We start from the raw sequence: 23,781 nt of genomic DNA, 5'->3' as shown, positions 1-23,781 counted from the left end.
TTTATTCCGCAGATGCCGTTCCCGTGAAAAATCACTTCTGCATGTTACATTTAATATTTTATATTTTTCACTCTAAACCAGGTCAGAACCGTTTATACTTCAAATATATCTCCAGCGCACGGGCCTGGCGCGCGCCGCCGTCCCGGACGGCTTTTGCACGAAATGTGGCCTCACTCATTTTCCGTTCCAGCCTTCTCAGGCGCCATAAAAAGAAGTAGGCGATGTTTCCCACCACCGGTTTGGGGATCTGCAGCAACCGGCAGGAATAGGTTCCCAAAAAGAAATAGTTATAAAACAGGTGCAGCTGCTGCATTAGTCTCCTTGCCCATATCGACTTGGGGAAACCGGATGTAACGGTTTCACTGATCAGCGCCTGAGCCAATGCCACAGAATCAGCATCACCTTTCGATTGCGTCATCGTCCAGTAATACAGCGCCTCAATCGCTTCCGGTTCGTTCTCCGGCAATAATTCTAACGGAATACCTAAAAGATAACCAATATATTTCCACAGGTGAAAGAGGCCATCCGTTTCTTCGGCAGAAGGCCGGAACCCCATACGCCGCAGTCCGGTAAGAAAAACCAGCGAAAAGCCCAGCTGGGTGGCCAGCATGTCCCAGATATTCAGCGGCACACCCCACTGTGCGGTGTCCCAATCGGTTTTTTCCAGGATGCTTACCCGGGAGTATGCATGAATCAGCCGGGTGCTGAGCACCTGGAACAATCCGTGTCCCCCTTCTTTGAAGGTTCCCGTGCGGGTAATGCCGATCCAGAAAAGCGTGGTTTCCGTAAGCCGTTTTGCCGCACCTTTCTTTAATGCACCGGTATAGATCAGCGGCTTGTTGATGGCCGCCGATTCATAACCGCCCATTAAACAATAATTCCGCAGTACCAGCAGGCCGGGAATGCCGGAGCGCTGGCTCAATTCAATCCCTTTATCTATTTTATCATGATCCAGCCAGGAAGGGTTGGTTTCAAAAGTGCTGAAGAAGCAGTCCAGTACCGCGGCAGCTTCGGCGCTTACCTCCTCCTTGTTCAGGTATGCTTCCAGTGCAGCATGTGCCGTTGCAAACCCCAACTGGTTATACAGCTTTTGTACAACCGTGTCTCCGTCCCGGTCCCATTCCATTAAATAGCGTTTAAACGAATCCGCATTCCGGATATCGGGTATGTATCCTAATTGCTGTAATAATGAACGACCAGCTCCTTTTTTCCAGTAGTAATCAAAGGATGTGGTATTAACCTGGTAACGGGAAGGCGTTTCCATAAAATTTCAAAACAGGAAAACCGGCAAAAAGTTCAGGTAAAAAACAGGTAACTGATGCCGATAGCCGTAATTACACCGGCCAGATCGGCTAATAACATGGTGCCGATGGAATACCGCGTATTTTTAATACCCACTGCTCCAAAATAAACCGCCACCACATAAAAAGTGGTATCCGCAGCCCCCTGAAAAACACCGGAAAGCTTGCTGGCAAAAGAATCCGGACCAAACGTGGTCATGGTGCTTACCATCATGCCCCTGGCGGCGCCGCCACTCAGCGGACGGATGAGCGCCGTTGGAAGGGCGTCAACAAAACGCGTATCGGCCCCCAACGCATGAAACATGTATTTCATGCCATTGATGACCATATCAAACGTACCGCTGGTACGCAGCATACTTACAGCCACCAGGATGCCCAATATATACGGGATAATTTTTATTGCAGTATCAAAGCCTCCCCGGGCACCATCGATAAACGCACTGAATACATCAATCTTCTTATACACCCCACCCAGCACAATAAGAATAAAGACCAGCAGGATCAGTCCGTTGCTAAGCACACCGGAAAATGATTGAATGGAGGCTGCATTCAGGGACGACACGTAAAGGACCAGTGCCACTACTGCTGCAGATATACCCAGTAGCCATACCAGGATTACGGGTTGGAACAGGTTCACTTTCTGACGGAGCGACACAATGATCAATGCTACGAGTGTACCCACAAAGGTTACGATCATACAGGGAATAAAAACATCGGTGGGATCAGAGGCATTCTGAGCGGCCCGGATAGCGATCACACTAACCGGTATTAAATTAAACCCGGCCGCATGTAAGCACAGGAACATGATCTGGGCATTGGAAGCCACATCCTTGTTGGGATTCAGCTCCTGCAAGCTTTCCATGGCCTTTAGTCCAAAAGGAGTTGCGGCATTGTCCAGTCCCAGGAAATTAGCAGAAAAATTCATTACCATATGTCCCATCGCCGGATGATCCTTGGGCACATCAGGAAAGATCTTTGAAAAGAAGGGGCCGATGATCCGGGATAAAAACCGGATTCCTCCTGCCCGCTCGGCAATGCTCATAAAGCCCATAAAAAGACAGAGTACCCCGATCAGTTTCAGACAGATCTCCACCGCCACCCAGCAGGTTTCAATCACACCATCCAGTTTCAACGGGTTGGCCGGATCACTGGCCTTACCACTGATCATATAGCTGAAAAGCTGCGTTTCTCCCAAAAAAAAGCACTTAAAAGCGGCAACAAGAATCGCTATAATGATGAATGCCGACCAGATCCTGCTCAATGCCATAATGCGTCAGATTATGATTTTAAATCGAAAGCGGGAAGTTAGGCTTTATTTGAGAATTGCGGCAGAGAATTTGTACCTTTGCGGCCGGAAAATTGAGATCAGAGATCAGAGATCAGAGATCAGAGATCAGAGATCAGAGATCAGAGATCAGAGATCAGAGATCAGAGATCAGAGATCAGAGATCAGAGATCAGAGATACAAGACCCGGATCCGGAATTTAATATTTAGAATTTGTAATTTAATCAATAATGGCATTACAGGCAGGCATCGTGGGATTACCCAATGTAGGAAAATCAACTTTATTCAACGCGGTTAGTAACAGTGCAAAAGCACAGGCAAGCAATTACCGCTTTTGTACCATTGAGCCCAATGTGGGGTTAGTGAACGTACCCGATGAGCGGCTGAGCGTGCTTACAGAACTGGTGCAACCAGAACGTGTGGTGCCTACCCAAATCGAAATTGTAGACATTGCCGGCCTGGTGCGGGGCGCCAGCAAGGGTGAGGGACTGGGTAATAAATTTCTGGCCAATATCCGCGAAGTGGATGCCGTCATTCATGTCATCCGCTGCTTCGAAGATGAAAACATCTTGCGGGATGAAGGCGCCATCAACCCCGTGGGTGATAAGGAGATCATCGACACGGAACTGCAGCTGAAAGACCTGGACAGCGTGGAAAAGCAGATCCAGAAAAAAGAAAAGCAGGCCAAGACCGATCCGAAAGCGAAAGCCGAACTGGAGGTGCTGCAGCAATGCAAGACCCACCTGGAACAGGGAAAAAGCATCCGTTCTTTAGACCTGAGCAAGGAGGAGAAAGAGATCATTGCCGACCTGTTCCTACTTACAGACAAACCGGTTTTATATGTGGCAAATGTGGATGAACCTTCCATGCATACCGGCAATAAATTTTCCGAAGCATTGAAAGAAGCCATCAAAAGTGAGAACGCAGAGATGATCGTGATGAATAATTCGATTGAAGCGCAGATTTCTGAGATGGAAGACCCGGATGACAAGGCCCTGTTTATGGATGAATACAAAATGACCGAACCCGCCCTGGATCGCCTGATCCGGTCGGCGTACAAATTACTGGGCTTAAATACCTATTTCACTGCCGGTGTGCAGGAAGTACGGGCCTGGACCTTCCACAACGGCTGGAAAGCACCGCAATGTGCCGGTGTGATTCATACCGATTTTGAAAAAGGCTTTATCAAAGCCGAAGTGATCGCCTACAATGATTTCGTACAGTACAAGTCTGAGGCGGGTGCCCGTGATGCCGGCAAGCTGCGCATTGAAGGCAAGGAATACCTGGTGAAGGACGGCGATATTATGCATTTCCGGTTTAATGTTTAAAAAAACGTGGAAATGTGAAGATGTGGGAATGAGATTAGTGCCGTTTCCTTAAAGCGGTAGATCGTACCCCGAAAAGTATAGTAGCTGCCTTTTATACATCCCATGCCCCGGCATCCTGGTGATTGAATGCAACCGTAAGAGGCTAGAGCCACGCAGGGAGAGCCAGGAGAATTCTCAATATTTAGGTTCCTCCCATTGCGACCGTTGCGAACACGTTGCGTCCATCGCGGTTAAATCAAGCCCCGGATTTGGTTGTATTCAGAGATCAGAGATCCACCACCACCTGGTTACGCGTCAGGTCTTCCAGCGTATCTCTCTTGCGAATCAGTTGTGCCTTGCCGTTGCGGATGATGACCTCTGCCGGGCGAAATCTTGAGTTGAAGGTAGAGGCCATTTCATAGCCATAAGCCCCCGCATTATAAAACACCAACAGGTCTCCTTCCCGCACTTCCGGCAGCGGCCGGTCCCAGGCAAACGTATCCGTTTCACAAATATTTCCCACCACAGAGTAGGGCTTTACGTTCCCATCGGGGTTTGAAAGATTCTCAATCCGGTGATACGCATCATAAAACATGGGACGGATCAGATGATTGAAACCACTGTTGATGCTCACAAAAGTGGTAGCGGGCGTTTCCTTAAGCAAGTTCACCGAAGTGACCAGGTATCCGCACTCACTCACCATAAATTTACCCGGCTCAAACCATATTTCCAGTTGGCGTGCAGCTTCATGGGCGTCAAAGGCTGCCAGTACCTTTTGGGAAAGATCCTCGATATTGATCACCGGGTCTTCGTCCTTATAAGCCACTTTAAATCCGCCTCCCAGGTCTATCGATTTCAGATCCGGGAAATGCGGAATGATATCGAACAACACATCAATTCCTTTTATAAATACATCGGCATCTTTAATATCGCTGCCGGTGTGGATATGCAGATTCTGAATCCGGATACCATAGGTTTTTACCAACTGCTCCAACAGCCCCAGTTGCTCTACAGGAATCCCGAATTTACTGCGATCGTGCCCTGTGGATATTTTAAGATTGCCGCCAGCCATAATATTCGGGCGCAGCCGTACACCTACCGGATATTGGCCGCCGTATTTTTCACCCAGCTTCTGAAGATTATACAGGCTGTCTATGTTTACAAATACGCCCAGCTTTAACGCTTCCTCAATTTCCGAAAAATGGATACCGTTGCTGGTATAGAGTACACGTGCAGGCTCAAAACCGGCCTGCAGGGCCAGCTTTACCTCGTTGATAGAGCTACAGTCTACATTTGCACCCAGCTGATGAATAAAACGAAGCACACTCAGGTTGGTCAGCGCCTTTGCCGCATAAAATATTTTAACGCGTCCGCCTTCAAAAGCAGTGCGCAAACGCTGGTATTGCACTTCAATTTTATCAGCATTGTATACATATACAGGGGTTCCGAATTCCTGCGCAACCTGAATCAGCTGTTCGTTTGTTAATTGTTCGCTCATAATCGTATTTACAAAAAAAGCAGTAAAACTACTGCTACATAAAAATAATGGGCCGGGCAGCAGTTACTCTTCATCCGGCGTCTTCGTATCTTCTGTTTGATCTTCAGATCCCGCTTCGGCATCATCGGCATTCTCCTGCACTGGAGCTTCTGACTCAGCCGCTTCGGTTATTTCTTCAGTTGTTATTTCGCTCTGAGTCTCCGGCAGCGTTGCAGCCTCTGCATCGGCGGCGGTATCCGTTCCGGCGGCTTCGATCAGTTCGCCGTTTTCGGCAATCACCAGTGGATGGCCGTCTTCATTAACCGGGGCATCCGGTGCAATGGCATTTCCTTCCTCATCAACCGGGGTTGGTAAGATCTCCTGCTCTGCCAGCACTTCCTTTATCTTGGGCAACTCTTCAGCCGAATTGATCCCAAAATAATCCATGAACGTTTTTGATGTAGAATATACTAAAGGATGACCGGGCAGCTTTTCGTTACGGCCACTGATGATCACCAGTTCCTTTTCCAGCAATTTCTGAATGGCATAATCTGCACTAACTCCCCGGATAGCTTCGATTTCGCCCTTTGTAACTGGCTGCTTGTAAGCAATGATCGATAAGGTTTCCAAAGCTGCCGGCGACAGGCGTTTCATAAATTTATCACCATTGATCTGGGCAACGGTTTTATGATAGTCTTTTTTGGTAAGGAATTGCCAGCCTCCACCGCTCTCGCGTACTTCAAACGGGTAAAATTCCGAGTTGTACTTTTCTACAACGCCTTCAATCGACGCTTCCACCTGGTCCAGTGTGATCTTATCTTCCATAAACCCAAATGCGCTGTTCAGCAGGTCTGTCAGCTCCAGCGGGGTAAGCGGCTTGTCGCTTGCGAAGATCAGCGCTTCAATATGGGGGATCAATCCGGTTATATCCATGAGAAACTTCGAGGTTTAACGTTCAGGGTTTAAAGTTAAGGGTAAAACAACATCGACCCTAAACCTGAAACATTGAACAAGTATCTTATCCCTGTAAGGCCGCGGCTCCGCTTACGATTTCGGTAAGCTCTGTGGTAATTGCCGCCTGCCGTGCCCGGTTGTAAGAAAGCTTCAGGTTCCGTAACATTTCATTGGCATTCTCGGAAGCTTTATCCATGGAGGTCATCCGGGCACCATGCTCAGAAGCGTTGGAGTCCAGCACGGCCTTGAATAACTGGGTATTCAGGATCTTGGGCATCAGCTCCGCGATCAGTTCTTCCTTATTGGGATCAAAAATAAAATCGGCTTTAGCAATGCCTTCCTTCTTTTCCACTTTGGGAATCGGCAAAAAAGGCTCCACCGTAAAAACCTGCGTGGCAGCGTTTCTAAACTGGCTGTACACGATCTCTACAGCATCAAATTTTTTTTCTTCAAAGGCCTTCATGGCTTCGGTAGCGATCTTTTGCACATTCTCAAATGAAAGTTGCAGAAAAATGTCCCTATAGGTGTCATTTGTTTTATACCCGGCCTTGGTCAGCGCCTCGTATCCTTTTTTACCCAGGTTCCAGATGGTTACATTACCTTTCTCAAACTGGCGCTGGTATTTTTCGCGAATCAGGGACTTGGTCAGTTTGATTACATTCGCGTTAAATGCGCCCGCCAGTCCCCGGTCGCTGGTAATGGCAATCACCAGTACATTTTCAACGGGTCTTTCCGCCGCCAGTGCAATTTCGGTATCACCATCATTGTTGCTTACAATATTGCTCAGCATTTCCTGCAGTTTCTGCGCATAGGGCCGCATCTGAAGGATGGCATCCTGTGCACGACGGAATTTTGCAGCACTTACCATTTTCATTGCCTTGGTGATCTGCTGCATGCTTTGTACCGAACTGATGCGATTCCGAACCTCTTTTAACTGACCTGCCATAGTTTTCTGACTGTTTTAATGCTGAATATCCGTGATTTTAAGGCGCAAAAGTACGCGCTAATTGCCAGATTTCCATATCTGAGCGCGGCAAATTGAATACCATGTGGAAAAAGGTCGGATAAATTCCGATATCAAGTGGATTATTTGCTGTAATACAACACGTTAGCGACAGGCCGCTCGCCTTCATGATCCCATTTTTTATTATCCGAAGGATGATTGACCACGCCCCTTTTCCGGGTCCACAAAGTGGAAGAGCCGCCCCCATCGAAATTGATAGCGGAGCTACAGTTAAGCCAACGCATGATTTTTTGTAATTCACCGAGGCTCAAGCCTGCAGCATTTGTATACCGTCCATCGGCTACCAGCAGGATCACCTTACCTCTTTTTGTAAGGCCCACCGCAGTACGGGGATGCCGGTTCCGCGAAAAAGCCGAGGCATCCATTACCTGGTCCACCGCATCCAGGGTTAGTAAAGGGCCGTTGGCCATAACCGAGCTGGCGGCAATGGCATCCGGCCAGTCTGCCTTGTCATTGCCGGCAACAATGGATAATTTTCCTCTTTTTATGGCTATGGCAGACCGCTGGTGGGCGCTGAGTTTTCCACCGCCTCCCACAAGGTTTTCGCTGATCAAACGACCATCGGTTTTCACATAGTCTACCGAACCACCGTCTTTTGTATTAAAAAAATTGCCATTCACGGCAACAATCGCATTCGCCTCCCTTGCGAAAACGGATACCGGTTTCAACATTTTTTTTTCGGCAGCTATATGAAACCGTTTTTTTCTACCCCTGTTTTTTATTACCGCATAAACAATAAACTGGTTGGAAGCAAAAAGCGCTTTATCTGTGAACTGCCGGGTGTACAACTGCACGCCGGCTCCCAAACGTTCTTTTTTCCAGGCCGCTTTTACAAACTGAACCGAATCCATATCCTGTGCTGCAGCCATTAAAAAGCCCATTGTCAACAACAGTAAAAAAGCACCCTTCCGGGCTATGCAACCGGTAAACATCGTTTTGAATTTTTTGGGGTACAAAAATGCAATGTTTTTGTCGCATTATTTTGATTAAAGAAAACTATAATGTAATTTTAATAACGGGTCGCTTTATGTATCAACAGCCTGTTTTAAATAAACCTGCACGTATTTATGATACGGTTGGGAAACAGTTGTTACCGGGGATCCGGCCCGCTACGTACCTTCATCAACCATTAAACGATCGACCATGCTACAATTTATCCACCGCGTGCTGGTGTTACCGTTGCTTCTTTGCGTATGCACCGTTACACAGGGACAATCCTTAAAAACAAAACAGGAAAAGGGCTATTTTAATATTACCACTCCGGCGGAATTACAGGTAATGTGGTCCATTGATTCTGCCATGCTGAACGAAGGGAATGCCCGGTTTAAAGCAGGGTTTGAAATGCAGACCGTCAACGGTTATTTTGTAAATCCTCAGTTTTCGATCGGCCTTGGTGTAGGTTTGCAGTTTTCGCATTACAAATATTATCCGTCGGCTGCAGTATCGGATGATACCCTGCAATTTCATGGAGCGCGGATTACTTCACTTCCCATTTTTGCCGATTTCCGGTACTATCCCAGGAACAGTATCAACGGCACAATGTTTCTTGTGAATGCCGGGTATGCCCCTTCCTTACAAGCCAGCAATAAAGACCATAAGCCTTTTTTCAACGGCGGCCCGTTCATCAAACTGGGTGCTGCCTATAAATTTTACCTGAGCGACCTTATTTCGCTGGTTCCTTCGTTGAATTTTAAAGCCCAGCGCTATGGCGATCATACAGTTGCCGGCGGAACATTGGGGTTGGGGTTGATGTTTTAATTGTTTATTGTCAACGGTTAGCTTTTGGTACCTGTACATATCTGATGCCGATGCGGCCGCTAAAACCCAAATGCGCCATCCGTATCGATTAACGCCGAAACATGAAACCAGGAACACCAGCTGTAATGCACGACTGGTAACAGGATCGATCGCCGGGAACTGGCGGCTGTCACTACCCTTTCATAAAACGCTTGCGCAGCTGCTCCGTTTTGCGGCCGATCAGCCAAAAAGAAAGCGCCAGGATGGCAAAAAAGATCCCTTTATTGGTTTTATCCCAGAAATATTCAAAATACCGGGTATAGATATTCAGCAGAAAGAACAGCAATACCAGGTCACGGAACAGCTCGTCCTTAAACTTATAAGCATATACAATAAGGCCGCACAACAGCAGGGTATAACCGAGTGCCCAAGGGAAAAGACGTCCCTGGCGGATATTGCTCCATACATCATAACTAAGGTTTCCCGATACAGACAGGAACAAACCCGACAGCAGGAAGAAGATCCAAAAGAAATAGATCGTGATCTCGTAAAAAGGTAGTTGGGTTGTTTGCAGCCGCCGGCCTGAAAAACCGGTTACCGCCAGCAGCACCGCGCAGAAAATCGTCATCCGCAACGGATAATTCATTCCCAGGAAATACAAATGCGCCGGAGCCGACCATGTCCAGGTTTGAATACACCAGCTTACGACAAGCGCCAGCAAGGCACAGACCCATACCAGTTTTGATTGCAGGTAGGTAGCTGCAAAACCATAACTGACGGCCAGTGCAAAAACGACCAACCCATAAAACCGGTATCCATCCCCCAGGCCGCGGGTCAAATAGGTAATGGCAATTCCCAGGCTTAACACTGCAAGGATGTTAAAGCTTTCATTGCTCAGGGCCGCGTCGGGATGCTTTTGTTTTCGCTTCCGGGCGAACCAGATCAACAAAATAGAAAGCAACAAAAAAATGCTCCCGATCAGAACTTCCGAAAACGCGAAGAACCGGCGAAGCCGTTCAATCCATTTTTCATCCAGTACAATGGCTCCAAATGCAAGAATAGCGCAGGAAACGGCTGCCACAAAAGCATAAAAGGTAAAAGATCCCAGGTCGTCTTTATATACAGTCACAGCGTTTCGCAACTGGTCTGCTTTTTCCGAATCAACCACCTTTTCTTCCTCCCACCGGTCAATGGCATTATGGATTATTTCTGCGTCTTTTTTGGATACCCGCATCGTTCAAAGTTCGCAATAAAAAACTAAAAAAACAGGCGGAAACAGAAAACGAACGTTCGAAAGTAATTCGCGTATATATTCTAAAAACAACTTATTATTGTAAACACAGCAAAATGCTATAACAATAATAACGTGTTTAATAAAAAGGATGAAAGGAACAATTGATCTTTTCCGGTGCATTGACGATGGTAACACCGGGTATATAAAAGAAGCCCTAACCCGCAGCCCCAACCTGGAAAGAAGCAATCCGGAAGGACAAACACCGCTGCTATATGCCTTATACAAAAAGCAGGTAGAAACGGCCCTGCTGTTGATTGCACATGGAGCCAATGTGAATGCCCAGGATATGGTACTTTATACACCGTTTTTATATGCTGGTGCACAGGGATTTACCACCGTGGTAGCAGCTTGCCTGGAACATGGCGCCGATTTCAGGATTTTTAACCGCTACGGTGGTACGGCGCTGATTCCGGCAGCTGAAAAAGCCCACCTGGACGTGGTACGGTTGCTGGCGAACACCCCTGGCTTCCCTGTTGATCATGTGAATAACCTGGGCTGGACTGCCTTGCTGGAAGCTATTATCCTGGGAGAAGGCGACGCCACACATGCCCCTGTTGTTGCAGCGCTCATTGCCGGAGGCTGCGATGTAAACCTCCCGGATAAAAAGGGCGTATCCCCTCTGGCGCATGCACAGCGCCTGGAATATCCCAAAATAGCGGCATTACTAAAAGCCGCCGGCGCTCTTCCATAACAACCTTTTGCTCCGATACTGCGTCTTACAAGAAACCAGTTGTTTAAGAATTATGAAACAGGCCGGTGTTTTTCTTTTATGGATGTTGGTAATCAATGCCACCAACGCGCAGCAGATTGAAAGCATTCATTTTCATCTGTATACAGACAGCCTGAAAAAGGGCACCTATAATTATATTAATGTAGACGGAAAAATGAGTGACGGCAGCTGGCAACCCCTTACCGACAAGGAACTGCGGTTTACTACCGACTATGGAAAGTTTGAAGGTAACAGCCTGGTATTGCCCGAAGCACCCGCCGCGCAAAAAGTTTCTATCACCGCGGCTTTGAAAAGCAATCCTAAAATGACGCGCAACATCGTGATCTGGATCAAACAAAAACCTGACCCCCCTCTACCGAAATATGAGGCCGAAGTTCCCCGCCGCGCAAGAAGGCGATAAGTTTACGGTTTCTGATTTTGATTGCTATGTAATGCATTACTGGTCTAAGAGGCCGGATCGATCCGTAATCTGTGAACGAAGACATCAACCAGGAACCTTAAACTTTTAAACCTGAAACAGCATTGGTTAGGCCTGTGCCGTTGGTCCGCCAAAGTTCACCGGCAATTGCATTTCATCCAAGTCCTTGATCACACCCTGTGTAGCCTCGAATTTCTCAATATTATCGATCAGGGCCTTCATAAAACGCTTGGCATGCTGGGGAGTAAATACGATCCTCGATTTCACCTTACTCTTGGGTGTTCCCGGCATCACATTTACAAAATCGATCACAAATTCCGCCATCGAATGAGTAATGATCGCCAGGTTGGCATACGTACCTTCCGCTACTTCTTCCGAAATTTCTATATTTAACTGGTTGGATGGTTGTTCGCTCATTGTATTGTATTTGGGCGAAGGTAGTAAAAAAGGCCGCTCTAAAAAGGCGCCCTTAATGTATTTTCTACAGCAATCCTGTTCATTAACCAAGAATCATATATATACTGGTGGACCATAGGGCCCTCTTATATAAACCAGCTTTGTAAGCGTGCCATTACAGCCCGTGAACTTGACTTTCGATACTGCAGAACCCGTGCTTGGTTTAATATTGACCTGGGTTTGGTCACTTGGAAGTACATTCAGAGCCACTATAGTAATGTTGGATTTTGAATACAACTCAACAGTCATACCGGATACGTTTTGATCTCCAATCCCAACAACACCCCCATACCAGTTTGGCCCCCCATCGTCCACCAATGCAAAACTGTAATCATCAGAGTAAATTGTCTGGCCGGATCAATGCATAGTTATTCCGTTTCACGACGGCCTTCATATCGTTCTTTGAAAACCCCAAAACTGAGTCATTATAAAATAACCGGAATTCCGAAATAACAAAAAACCGCTCCATTTTGGAGCGGTTCAATCTAACGTATTTTAAAGATATTATCTCGGACGATTATATACAGCGGTCGCCACCATATACCTGGTATTACCACTATACCCAAACTCCATATGAAACGTTCTCGTTGCTGGGTCGTAATAGTTCTTCGCAGGATCATACGGCGTCAATACAACGCTGGATGATGTGATTGCTAGTTTATTATCTGCTTTAATTTCAACATCAACCACAACCGAAAATAATGCCGTCGTATTCAACTGGAATTGCAAAGCATTTGCGCTTGTAGTGATCATTTTCCATTCCTTGTTGCTGAAATTACCACCCAGTGTCGGGTGTGTAAATACACCAGAAGCCAAATAAACTCCGTCGTATTTGTTCTTGATCACAATCGCCGCAACACCACTATTATAATTGCCAATATTATAACCCGCTTCACTAACGCTTTTTATTTTGAATCCAAGAGCGTAACTAATACCGATCAGATTGCTTGGCTTAAATTTCACCTGGAGAAATCCAACCCGGCCTCCTTTAGGAATGATAACAACCGGGTTAACAATCGTCACATTATTAGGAACCAGGTATTCTTCTTCATGCTCCTCATTATACTTGGTAACCAGACTATTGTCCTGTTCCACTGTAACATGGATGTCTTCCTGTGCATTTGAAGTGCCCCCGAGCTCCACGGGTACCAGATTAACGATTGTATCATTATTCGAATTGTCAAATGCCACAGAAGCAAAATCATCCGAACTCGTCGTAGCCAGTCCCAGGCTGATCACTTTGATTCCTTCCCGGTCTCTAACTGCCTGATAGGCCCCGCTATCATAACTATCATCCTTTAAGCAACTGATCAGCAATACCGGCAGTAATAACAGTCCGGCAATATATACAGCAAAATACTTTTTCATTTCTTATATTTTTGATTCTTATGGTTGCCAAAACAATTTTGTGTTGAAAATATTGATATTGCCTTGTGCTGAAACGTTTGCAGCGTTTGTCCTGCGTTCAATATCGGGGTATACCAACCGAACAGGCAATGTGTTTGAAACTCTCGCAGGATTTACAGAAATATAGCCGTTATCCGGCATCATATGTAACCTGTTCAAATCAAACCACGCTTCAAACACATCAATACTGTTAAGCGCTATATATTTTTGAAATGCGATAAATTTAGCCCTGGATGCTGCCGTATTTCCTGCATTCGAAAAATCAGCGATTTCGGCTCCGTCGGGGTTTTGACTTCCGTCTAAATACCATGCTGCATCTTCTTGTGCGTCTGTAACATTTAGCCATACATAATTTTCTGTTACAGCCTGCTCATAAGCCGTTTTCGCATTGGTGAGGTTGTCAACATACCATCCCCTTGCAATTGCTTCCGCTCTTAAAAACATGGATTCAAAAGATGGATAGATCCAGGCATTTTGTGTGGCGCTTCTGGCAGTGCCGGTACCAACGATTGAACTTGACGCACCTGTTGGGTTACCGTTAGCAAGACCGTAAGTACATCCAACAATATTACCGCTAATTGGACGGTAATAATATAGCCACCTGGAATCAGAGGAATTAAATAAAATATCCGCCATATAGTTATTGGCACGAACGGTTGCGCTTGCTCCGGTTCCTAATGGTGTATAAGCAAAGTTACCGTAGAAAGGCGATTGCTTGTTATCTGCATCGGTATAACCAGGATTAACCGAGAACGATTCTCCGGCAAGCAGTACTCCACCATTTGCCTTGACCTTAGCAATCTCCGGGGCGGGATTAAACCCGGCCACTTCCGATTGCCGGATACAAAGCCTTAGCCTGTAGGTATTGGCTAGCTTATTCCATTTCGCCAGGTTTCCACCAGTGGCAATATCTGATTTATTGAATGCCGCCGTTTGTGATTCATTCATGTTTGCCTTTAAATACTTTACAGCGGTATCCAATACTTTTGACAAATCTTTATAAATATCCTCAGCTTTATCATATACGGGCTGCGGTGTTCTATAAGAGTTAAAACATTGGGAATAGGGAACATTTCCAAAAATGTCCACCAGGTCCTGAAAGTATCGCACTGAAAGGATCATTGCGCATCCCGCCGTTACCGAATCCTTCTCAGCTAATGCTTTTGTTTTTGTCTGATACAAATCAAATAATAAATCGTAAGTAGAAGTCCACACTCCGTTTGTAAACGAGTTGGGAACATTATACGTTGTTTCAGATTGATCAATAGCATAGTCTCCAGGTGATGCCCAATACCCCATCCAGTGCATCAAAAAAGTGGGCCCACCTGCCTGTTGCTCAGCTGCAGACTCAAGCGCTCCGGTAAATAAAGTCCTGTAGGGTATATTTTTATCAGTAGCCTGGTTTGGATTCTGATTCACATCCAAAAACTTTTTGCATGATGCCAGCATCATCAATGCTGGAACCAGCAATAAACTAATTCGTTTAAGATTTATTTTCATCAGTCTAAAATTTAAGTGTTTAAAATTGGATAGAAATGGTTCCACCATAAAATCTTGAGGCAGGCGATTGATAACTGCTGCTTACCCCGTAGGTGTTCCCGTCCGAACTATAGTTAAATTCAGGATCACCCCATTGATTCGACTTGGGAACAAAAATCAAGAGATTTCTTCCAATAGCACTAACTGTAAGCTTTTTAATAACGCTGGAAACGTTACCTAATAATTTCTGAGGAATGATATATGACAAATTCAGTTCCCGGAGCCGTACGGCCGCCGCACTGCTTAAATAGTTGGTCATAATTAATGTGTTCACCTTTCCACCAGTCCAGAAGCCGTAGTTACCATCCTGTACCATGATGGTTTTATTATCTACATATTTCTTGGCAGCCTCATCATAGTAAACCGAATTCGGGAATACAAAGCGTTGTCTTCCGTATTCAGCACTTCTGGCTGATATACCGGAGAAATCCAGGTCGCTTCCCATTCCGGCAAAATATGTATGCCCGGTTTTATAATCCCAAGTGAGGCTCAAACTCAAATTACCATAGCTAAAGGACGGTGTGGCACCTACCACCCACAGCGGGAGTGTTCTGCCGATGTTCGAAGTTAATTCGGCTTGTGTAGGATACCCCGTAACCGCGTCAACAATTACTTTACCTGTAGCAGGGTCTCTTGCGTAATCATACCCCTGGAACATAAAGGCATGTGATCCTTCCTGCGCCACCAATGTTACACTTGGAGAGCCTACAGAATTCTGGATAAACCCGCCATTTCCTCCAATGGAAATAGTGTTACCATTTAACGTCTTTGTTACCTCGTTGTCGTTATACGTTGCATTTATTTTTAAATCAATCTTGCCTTTGGTGCCAATGTTTACAAGAGGCGTCAGCCCAAGATCCAACTCAACCCCGTAGTTTTTAAAACTGGCAGCATTGGTTAAATACCCCCTGTAACCGGTAGCAGGAGACTGATTCACCAACAATATTTGGTTATCGTTATTCTGGTTGAAATAAGTGGCTTCAACATTGATTCGGTTCTTGAAAAAACCCGCTTCAACACCCGCTTCCAGCGTTTTCACAAATTCCGGAGTCAGATTAGGATCTACATCCACATTCCCCGCTGTAAACCCGGGAGTTGTTCCATAAGGGAATCCACTAAATTGGGAATACGTGGGTTCCAAAGCGTATACACCAAGATTCACGTTCCCTGACTTAGAATACCCTCCTCTAACTTTAAGATAGGATAAAAGTGAACTGTTTTTTAAGCTGGAAATAGCATCAGATAAAATCAGCGATCCGTTCACACTTGGATAAAATACAGAATAGTTTTGCTGTGACAAACGGCTATCCCAGTCATTTCTTCCGGTAAATTCAACAAACGCCCACCCTTTATAACCCAGCAATGCGCTTCCATAAGCAGACATAATACGATTCATGAATGTTCCGTTGGCTCCTACCGTCGGTTCACCCAATCGCAGATTCACATTGTAAATGCCTTTAACAATCTGGTTGTTTCCACCAGCACCCACAGAGGAAGATTTATCCTGCCTCACGTTTCCTCCTAAAATATACTTCAGGTTAAAATCACCAAACTTATTCTCACCGTTTAAGAAATAATCTAAGTTAATCCGGCTGTTTAAAGAACTACCGTCAAATACTTTACCCGGATTGCTGGTGTACTGAGTTGCAGATCTGTTGGCATGAGCCCAGTCGCTTACCTCAATCGGTCCGGTTGTATTCCGGTAGGCCTGTGAAGTAATGGTTGAACTTAACTTCGCATTGGCTTTTAACCATGAAGTAATTTTAAAGGCCAGATCGGCATGCCCAACCAGATAATGTTGTGTTCCTTTTTGTCTCAGGTTTCCAATAATCCAATAAGGGTTTAAAGCAAAATCGTTAAAATAATTATCGTATTGTGCCCATTTATCGTTCCTCCAATCTTTGTAGCGTGTAATTGGAACGTTGTCCGGCGTTTGCATTACCGCAAAAAGCACACTACCTACATAAGAAGAACCACTCGCAAAAACATTGGGCATCAAAGCTTCGTTTACAATATCCCAATTTTGCAAGGTGTAATCCAAACCATAATTGATACTAAGACGGTTAAACTCATTTCCTGCATTCAATCTAAACGTGGTTCTCCGGTTCTTATCATCTGGCATCAATCCCTTTATTTTGGCATCTGTAAGACCAAAATAAAAGTTCTTTGCCATGTAAGAGAACTGGTTTTGCAGGGTCATACCGGTATTCCAAAACTTCTTTTTATCACTGGCAAACTGGTTCGTATAGGGAAATTCCTGAAAGCTCCCATCTTCGATTACCCGGCCAATCATTTTCATAGAGCCGTCGAAGCGGGGACCATAAATCTGATTTTCATATGGTACATACAAATAGTTTCCGTAGGGGTCTACTTCTTCACCGGCACCGGCCCCAAACTCATGTTGTAATTTCGGGAAAAATGCAACTCTCGCCATCTGAAGAGATGTGCTAAAGTTGATAATAGGACGATCGCCATTTGTCCCCCGTTTGGTATTGATAAAAATCACACCATTCACCGCGTCGGGGCCATAGATAGCAGCAGATGTTGAACTTTTTGAGATTGTTAAATCCTGAATGTCGTCGGGTGCTATTGTACTTAAAAAACTCAGCGGAGTCGGCTGTCCGTCTAATACTAACATCGGCTGGTTATTACCGGTTAAAGATCGAATACCCCGGATGTTAATTTTAGCGTCTTCAAAAACGCTGCTGTTTACCGTTGTTACGTTTAACCCTGACACCTTACCATTTAACGCTTGTTGCACGTTAGGTGCCTTGGCCTTTGTAACCGTTGCATTCGACAAGGTTGTGGCGGCATAACCCAACTCTTTAGCCTGACGCTTTATACCCAAAGCCGTAGTTACAACTACTTCGGAAATCGTTTGGCCCTGACTTGGCTCAAGATTGACGTTTACAATTGATTCATTGCCAACAAATCTCCGTAAAGTCTGATACCCGGTGGCAGAAATTTCCAGGGTGGCACCCCGCTTTACTTGAATACTGAAGTTACCAGAGCTATCTGCGGAGACAGCGTTTTTGGTATTCACTTCGGTGATTGTGGCAAAGGGAACAGCGATACCAGACTCGCCGGTAACAGTCCCTGTAACAGCCTTTGTTTGGGAAAAGGCTTCAATAGAAAATGTCGCTAGTACCAAAAGCAACAATACAATTTTTCTCATGAATTTTTTTTTGTTAAAAGATATAATTAGCAATTTTTTGATGCCCAACGGTTGTTATGATTTTTTCATAATAACCATGCAAAGTACATCGTTTTAACAAATTGTTGATCTTTTTTTAACCTTTGGCAAATACTAACAACCGTTAATTAAGAATTAGAATAGTTGCATAGCGAACATTTTTGATTGATTTACAATAATTTGCATTGCATAAATAGTTATTTGAAAAAATTAAAAAATTTGATCCAAATCAAGCCTCATTTTGAAGATTCAGCAATAAAACATGGTAAAAATTCCGAAGAATTTAGCCAACGACCCAAAACTTAAATCTCGGATAACAATCTTTCTCCAGGAGGTCTGTTAGCAATTTCCCAATAAAGCAAAAAAGTTACACCCGGCCCTCAGGCCGGTGCAACTTATGTAACGTTTTATTTGTTAAAACCCTGGTCCCTAAAATTTATCAAACCAGAGTTTGGATTCTACTTCATCACCCCCGATTTTGGAGGCGGCACTTGTATAATTGGCTTTATTTACCAATTGCTCATTTGAAGGGTAACGGAACCTGTTGGGAAAACCGGAAAAAGCATTAACGGGCAGCGTGAGCTTTGGAAAATCCAACCGTCGTACTTCAAGCCAACCGTCATAAGGGCGGTTATAAAGTGCGATCCATTTCTGGAACCCGATCTTTTGTTTCCAGCCCCCTGTAGCCGTAGCATAGGCTACCTGCGGGTTGGCTAAATAAAGATCAGCTTCTGCATTGGTTCCCCCCCAATAGACGATGGACGATTTTATCGCATTTGCATAATGCTCGGCAGCCGTACCCCCAACATTGAAGCCTCTTTCCACGGCCTCCGCGCGCAAAAATTCAAGCTCCGCATAATCTAAAAAATCAACCGGGCCTGTGGCAGCATATACTTTTGGGCCCGGCCGTGCATAATCAGAATAGGTATTTGCAGCCGGTGTACGATGATGCCGCAACAGTATATAAAGACCTGATGAGCAGATTGGTTGCCGGTATTTTCTGCAATTAAACATTAAATGAAAAACCGATCCAGATGATTTACAACAACTTATTACAAATGGTCGTTAGTTAAAAAAATGAAATAAAATTGATCTAAATCAATCTATTTTTTAATGTTTTTTTAATAAAAAGCCTAAAATGAACCGTTTTTTCCCGTTTTTCGCCTGCTGATTTTCGAAGCAGGGCAAGTAAGCAGATCCCAAAACCGGATGATATCCGACATCAATAACAATTGGGGGGAATAGTCCCTGCAATCGGGACCCACATTTTTCGGGACGGGAGTACAAATCAACCGCACGTTTTGAGCAGCCCGCATTTCAGGCCCCGTAAAACGCTGCAGCCAATTATTCATCAAAAATTTCCCAAGCCGTAACAATGGCCCTGTATTCTATGTACCACGGAAAATAGATGCGCGCTACCCCCACCGGTTAAGTATCGATTAAATATTTTAACTAGGAAGTGATTTGTTATTATCTCCATAACCTTTAAAAATTACTGTTTATGAAAACCAGCATTTTGTTCCTCCCATTGATCGTGCTTTTCAGCTGCACCAAAAAAGAAATTCCCCTTTCCGGTAACAACACACCCGAAAAGAGACCTGAAACGGTCATGACCTTGCCTGGGTACGGAGAGCTGCTTAGCGCCCAGATCTGGCTGGATCCGGCAGACGGACGTTATAAATCCAGCAACCTGGACTTTGGAACCACGCTTACCCACCCTGTCAATTATATTACCGGGCAGGCAGGTGTTGGGATCACCTCCATCACCGGCAGGAACGGCGACCTGATCACTGCGGATTTTTCCGGAGACCGGTTTACCGCCTACCTGATCGGGTATCCCAATACCACCATGCCCGATGGCCCGATCTCAAGTGTACAGAAAGTATCAAAGTTCATCGGATATGAGGTAGATGTGGATTCAACGATTTTGTTGGTTGGAAATATTCAATGGACCAAGATTGTAGAAACCACCTCCCTGTATTGGTCATTCATTAATAATCGATACTATTCCCTTGACTCTGCGAAGCTGAAGGCAAAAGGAGGAAAACTCAAAATCCCCTTAACGAGCACCGACCTTACCGGGCAGATATTCTCTCCCAATAGCGATGGAATTATTATTTATAAGGGACGGATACTGATGGATGCCAACTCGCCTTCAGGAATGTCTATTTTTAGCTATAATCAGCAGGCAATAGATGATACGCCCGCTGAGCTTGGATCCTATTATATAAATGGAGATATCAACAAGTATGTATTTTTCCGGGGAAACGCAAACGATGCACTTGTGGGTTATGGTCCGATCCTGGATGTATTTAGCTATGAGCTATTTTCCCAAACACCCACCGGAACTTTCAGGGTTGAAAAAGACAATGCTACCGGGAAGGACAAATTTTATGTCACCTGTAGAGGAGTACTTCAAGATGGCACTGATTTTATTCTAAATGACCAATTACTTTCATATGGAATTGAGTAGCTAAACCCGGTAGCCGTTTAACTTAATATACAGGGTCTTATATTCCAGTGTTTATCAAAATGGAAGAGGCTGCTTCGATGAAGCAGCCTCTTCCATTTATTATCTGTTTAGCATCAACACTTTTCTCTCATTAAAAATATCGAGGCATACTCAACTCCGCCAGGAACTTTATATAAGTATTGATCAACAGGATAGAGTTGTTCTGATACCACTAAACTTGGGGTAAGGTAGAAGCTCAAATATCTGCTACAGCCACCAACATCCAATGGGTCCATGTTTCCACATACATCAATGGGACTATTGTTTATTGTGAACGAATACTCAAAGATTTTTAAGTCTCAAAAAGCAACAACGGCCTCTTTATACAACTATAACGACAATTACACTCGTTAACACCATGTTCTGCCAAGAAAGATTAACAAAAAAGGCCGCGTTTTATTTAAACGCGGTCTCTCTCTCAGCTAAAGTTAGTACTTTTTAATTGCTATCTCGCATGTTGAAAAGTTAACGTCTCGCTTATGATTAATCGTTTAGCACCAGATTGATACATAAAATAACTTACCTCCAATTTTTGAGGTTTGCCATCTAACCCAAAAGTCATTCTATTAATTCCAGTAGGATCAATTTCCGCCGAACGAGCACTGCTATTTGTTCCCTGACCATAATAATTTATGACAGACGACACAGCTCCATTGTCATCGAAAACGAATACTGGAGCAAAATTACCATAGAAACTACCTCCACCGTTATTGAAGAAGGTATAACCATACGTACCTCCATTTAAATTAATATCAAAATATGCAACAGAATTCGGGGATTGCGTAATTAGGTTTATCGTTTTCGGATACCTTGCTGTTGCGGCAGCGCCTAACGTTAAGTCAGAATAGGTTCCGTTTGCAGTAAACTGTCCATCGTACCTGTTTTTAACCGACACATTAATAACTATTTTTGAAAAGTTTCCACTAATAGTTTCCCCGGATGCATCACTAATAACAAGAGGAACAACATAAGATTTATCAAACGCTATTTGATTTACCTTTATTGCTATTGCCAGCTCGGTTGTGTTAGACCCCTTTTTTATTACTGCATTTCCTACAGTAAGAGCATCCGGTTTCAACGCAGTTTTATATGATCCAACTGTAGTACCATATTCTTTTTCATTAAAAGTTTTTACAATGCTTGAATCATACACTACTTTGACGGGTATGTCTTTTTGTGCTAGACGTCCACCGGCATAATTAACAGGAATAATAATGGTATCCAAAGGAGACAGATCAAAAGACAACGAATACAGTCTAATGGGATTTGAGGACGAGGATGTAAACGCCTGAAAGGTTCCTAATTCAACAACACTTGTCGTCTGTTCAGGCTTTAAAATAGCGCTATCATCCTTAAGACAGGAACTAAATCCAACTAAAACGAATGATAAAGCAAGGGCACTAAATATTTTTTTCATTTTTATAGATTTCATTTATGATAATTATTAGCGGGCCCAGAAAATTTTATCCGCAAGTACATTAATACCGCCGTTTGGCGCCGTTCCCTTTTGGGCATTTACATTAGCAGAATTATACTGAAACTCATTCGTCGGATACTGAATTCTTGTGGGCAGTTTGTCTGCCGTAGTAGCTAAAGATTGCAAGGATGCAAAACTGGTGAACTTATTAGCGACAGAAGGAGCGGTCGTTTTAGGATATCCGGTTCTTCTGTATTCATTCCAAGCTTCTCCGCCAAACAACATATTAAATGCAATGTATTTCTGAGTAATGATCGCCTCCAGTCTCTGCTCGTCGGTCGTTGCCAGATCAAAATTAACAAGGTAGCTTCCAGCATTATCTGTTTTATATATATTAAACTCCCGTTGCGGGTTAAGAGAAATATGTCGACGCCTAGTAGTAAGAGAAGCTATAGACAATGTATCTGTAGCTAGAACGCCGCTGACTGTATCTACAAATAATGACGCGGTAATACCAGCCTTATTCTTATTTAAATAGGAAAATGAATTCAAAATCCCATTCTCGAAAGCCGTTTTAGCATTCACGCCATTAACAAGCCCTTTGATTGAACCTTCAGCCTGTAAAAAGTAACTTTCCGACGCCAACATGATAGGTTGAAAAGCATCTGGTCCTTTAAATATACCAACACCAAGAAAATTGGTGGCAGAAGGCGTTCCCGAAGCAAGGAACCAATCATTTGGTGCTTTAACGCGTGCCGCTGCATCAGAACCCGGGTCAAATCCAAGTTGGTTCATACCAGGATTTGGAAATGAACGATATAAGAGATTCCCACGAAATTTATCATTCAGCTTATTGCCATTGTAAAAACCAACAATATAAAAGGAAGGTACTCGTTGCTGCAAGCCTCCACCTACCTGAGCTCCTGCGACCGTATAAGTTCTTCCCCAGGTGGGGTTAACCTTCCCATCAACATTGGTATATCCCGGCTGTACAATAGCATCCTGTGCTAAAAAGCCGTCGGCGCTAAAATTGGTATTTGTAAATGCTACTTTATCCTTCGCCCTTAAAATAATTCTAAGTTTAACCGTATTTGCAAGCTGTTTCCACTTAATAATATCTCCTCCAAAAAGAGGATCTCTTGCGCTGCTCAAAGCCAAGGAAGTAGCATTAGTAGCACCGTCTGTAAAATCCTTAATAGCGGCATCAATTAAATCTGCTATAGCTTTATAGATATCTTCAGCCTTGTCATACTCAGGAGTCAAGTTTTCGCGTCCCTGATTAGCTGCGGTGTACGGCACGTTATTATAGGTATCGACCAGCTGCTGATAACTAAGCGCTTTCAATACTTTAGCAGCTCCGGAGTAATAGAGAAAATCGCGATCGGTTTCTCCTCTTCTGATGATCTCATTCAGATCCTGAATGTTGTCATAAATATTCCAGAAACCTGCAAAGTCTCCGGGGCCGTAATTGTAGGTAATGACAGACCCAAATCCAGATACCCCCCCAGGATTTACCAAATACCCTACCATGCTACCGCCATAGATATCTGCCGCGGGACCACCATTGGCATATTCTACGATCGTTTTTGGCATTAGTACTTCTTCATCAATTTTTCCTGTGGGAGCATTGGGATTTCCGTTAATATCCACAAATTTTTTACAAGCTCCTGATCCCAACAGGGAAAGTATAAATACATATAACGAAATCTTTTTCATATTCATGTCTTATT

19 protein-coding genes are annotated in these 23,781 nt (G+C 44.4%); 5 read left to right on the top strand and 14 right to left on the bottom strand.

Going from position 1 to position 23,781, the window contains the following annotated elements; translation table 11 throughout:
* Nucleotides 1-82 precede the first annotated feature (82 nt).
* Together LL912_RS23965 and LL912_RS23960 are read right to left on the bottom strand one after the other, a co-directional pair.
* Nucleotides 83-1,264 carry an oxygenase MpaB family protein gene (locus LL912_RS23965; RefSeq protein ID WP_235556163.1) on the bottom strand — a complete coding sequence of 394 codons (1,182 nt, stop codon included), beginning with the start codon at nt 1,262-1,264 and terminating at the stop codon, nt 83-85.
* A 32-nt stretch (nt 1,265-1,296) separates the two neighbouring features.
* Complete coding sequence (locus LL912_RS23960) at nt 1,297-2,568, bottom strand: nucleoside recognition domain-containing protein (protein WP_235556162.1); 1,272 nt, start codon at nt 2,566-2,568, stop codon at nt 1,297-1,299.
* Between the two features lie 248 nt (nt 2,569-2,816).
* On the opposite strand from LL912_RS23960, the gene ychF reads away from it, so the two are divergent.
* Nucleotides 2,817-3,914, top strand: coding sequence for a redox-regulated ATPase YchF (gene ychF, locus LL912_RS23955; protein ID WP_235556161.1), 1,098 nt, complete (start codon nt 2,817-2,819; stop codon nt 3,912-3,914).
* A gap of 265 nt (nt 3,915-4,179) precedes the next feature.
* On the opposite strand, the gene lysA is transcribed toward ychF, so the two are convergent.
* From lysA to LL912_RS23935, 4 genes are all read right to left on the bottom strand, one after another.
* On the bottom strand, nt 4,180-5,391 hold the full coding sequence (gene lysA, locus LL912_RS23950) for a diaminopimelate decarboxylase (RefSeq protein ID WP_235556160.1): 1,212 nt from the start codon (nt 5,389-5,391) through the stop codon (nt 4,180-4,182).
* 63 nt (nt 5,392-5,454) lie between these two features.
* Nucleotides 5,455-6,303 (bottom strand): SMC-Scp complex subunit ScpB, encoded by an 849-nt coding sequence (gene scpB / locus LL912_RS23945; RefSeq protein WP_235556159.1) that lies wholly within the window; start codon nt 6,301-6,303, stop codon nt 5,455-5,457.
* An 85-nt stretch (nt 6,304-6,388) separates the two neighbouring features.
* Complete coding sequence (gene atpG, locus LL912_RS23940) at nt 6,389-7,270, bottom strand: ATP synthase F1 subunit gamma (RefSeq protein WP_235556158.1); 882 nt, start codon at nt 7,268-7,270, stop codon at nt 6,389-6,391.
* A 140-nt stretch (nt 7,271-7,410) separates the two neighbouring features.
* Complete coding sequence (locus LL912_RS23935) at nt 7,411-8,280, bottom strand: phosphodiester glycosidase family protein (RefSeq protein WP_235556157.1); 870 nt, start codon at nt 8,278-8,280, stop codon at nt 7,411-7,413.
* 211 nt (nt 8,281-8,491) lie between these two features.
* Between LL912_RS23935 and LL912_RS23930 the strand changes: the two genes are divergently transcribed.
* Nucleotides 8,492-9,106 carry a hypothetical protein gene (locus LL912_RS23930; protein WP_235556156.1) on the top strand — a complete coding sequence of 205 codons (615 nt, stop codon included), beginning with the start codon at nt 8,492-8,494 and terminating at the stop codon, nt 9,104-9,106.
* A gap of 172 nt (nt 9,107-9,278) precedes the next feature.
* Here LL912_RS23930 and LL912_RS23925 read toward each other — a convergent pair whose 3' ends face one another.
* A complete protein-coding gene (locus LL912_RS23925; protein WP_235556155.1) occupies nt 9,279-10,319 on the bottom strand; it encodes a hypothetical protein in 1,041 nt (346 codons plus the stop codon).
* 148 nt (nt 10,320-10,467) lie between these two features.
* On the opposite strand from LL912_RS23925, the gene LL912_RS23920 reads away from it, so the two are divergent.
* Together LL912_RS23920 and LL912_RS23915 are read left to right on the top strand one after the other, a co-directional pair.
* Complete coding sequence (locus LL912_RS23920) at nt 10,468-11,070, top strand: ankyrin repeat domain-containing protein (RefSeq protein ID WP_235556154.1); 603 nt, start codon at nt 10,468-10,470, stop codon at nt 11,068-11,070.
* Between the two features lie 52 nt (nt 11,071-11,122).
* Entirely contained in the window at nt 11,123-11,509 is a 387-nt protein-coding gene (locus LL912_RS23915; protein WP_235556153.1) for a hypothetical protein, read from the top strand.
* A gap of 126 nt (nt 11,510-11,635) precedes the next feature.
* Here LL912_RS23915 and LL912_RS23910 read toward each other — a convergent pair whose 3' ends face one another.
* The 5 genes from LL912_RS23910 to LL912_RS23890 all read right to left on the bottom strand — a co-directional run bounded on the left by LL912_RS23910 (nt 11,636) and on the right by LL912_RS23890 (nt 19,079).
* On the bottom strand, nt 11,636-11,944 hold the full coding sequence (locus LL912_RS23910; protein ID WP_235556152.1) for a DUF3467 domain-containing protein: 309 nt from the start codon (nt 11,942-11,944) through the stop codon (nt 11,636-11,638).
* Between the two features lie 543 nt (nt 11,945-12,487).
* The gene (locus tag LL912_RS23905) at nt 12,488-13,351 is read right to left on the bottom strand and encodes a DUF1735 domain-containing protein (RefSeq protein ID WP_235556151.1); all 864 of its coding nucleotides are present in this window, start codon (nt 13,349-13,351) and stop codon (nt 12,488-12,490) included.
* Nucleotides 13,352-13,369: 18 nt separating this feature from the next.
* The gene (locus LL912_RS23900) at nt 13,370-14,938 is read right to left on the bottom strand and encodes a SusD/RagB family nutrient-binding outer membrane lipoprotein (protein ID WP_235556150.1); all 1,569 of its coding nucleotides are present in this window, start codon (nt 14,936-14,938) and stop codon (nt 13,370-13,372) included.
* On the bottom strand, nt 14,910-18,152 hold the full coding sequence (locus tag LL912_RS23895; RefSeq protein WP_235556149.1) for a SusC/RagA family TonB-linked outer membrane protein: 3,243 nt from the start codon (nt 18,150-18,152) through the stop codon (nt 14,910-14,912). The genes LL912_RS23900 and LL912_RS23895 overlap by 29 nt, the downstream gene beginning before the upstream one ends.
* 399 nt (nt 18,153-18,551) lie before the next feature.
* Nucleotides 18,552-19,079: a SusD/RagB family nutrient-binding outer membrane lipoprotein gene (locus tag LL912_RS23890; protein ID WP_235556148.1), complete on the bottom strand. Its 528-nt coding sequence runs from the start codon at nt 19,077-19,079 to the stop codon at nt 18,552-18,554.
* A 544-nt stretch (nt 19,080-19,623) separates the two neighbouring features.
* On the opposite strand from LL912_RS23890, the gene LL912_RS23885 reads away from it, so the two are divergent.
* Nucleotides 19,624-20,595 carry a hypothetical protein gene (locus tag LL912_RS23885; RefSeq protein ID WP_235556147.1) on the top strand — a complete coding sequence of 324 codons (972 nt, stop codon included), beginning with the start codon at nt 19,624-19,626 and terminating at the stop codon, nt 20,593-20,595.
* A 484-nt stretch (nt 20,596-21,079) separates the two neighbouring features.
* On the opposite strand, the gene LL912_RS23880 is transcribed toward LL912_RS23885, so the two are convergent.
* Nucleotides 21,080-22,066 carry a DUF1735 domain-containing protein gene (locus LL912_RS23880; RefSeq protein WP_235556146.1) on the bottom strand — a complete coding sequence of 329 codons (987 nt, stop codon included), beginning with the start codon at nt 22,064-22,066 and terminating at the stop codon, nt 21,080-21,082.
* A gap of 12 nt (nt 22,067-22,078) precedes the next feature.
* Entirely contained in the window at nt 22,079-23,767 is a 1,689-nt protein-coding gene (locus LL912_RS23875) for a SusD/RagB family nutrient-binding outer membrane lipoprotein (RefSeq protein WP_235556145.1), read from the bottom strand.
* Nucleotides 23,768-23,781 lie beyond the last annotated feature (14 nt).

The sequence above is a fragment of the Niabella agricola genome, from assembly GCF_021538615.1.
In the GTDB taxonomy this organism is placed as follows: domain Bacteria; phylum Bacteroidota; class Bacteroidia; order Chitinophagales; family Chitinophagaceae; genus Niabella; species Niabella agricola.
Note: the sequence above shows the minus strand (reverse complement) of the source record. Positions and strands in the feature narration are given on the sequence as shown.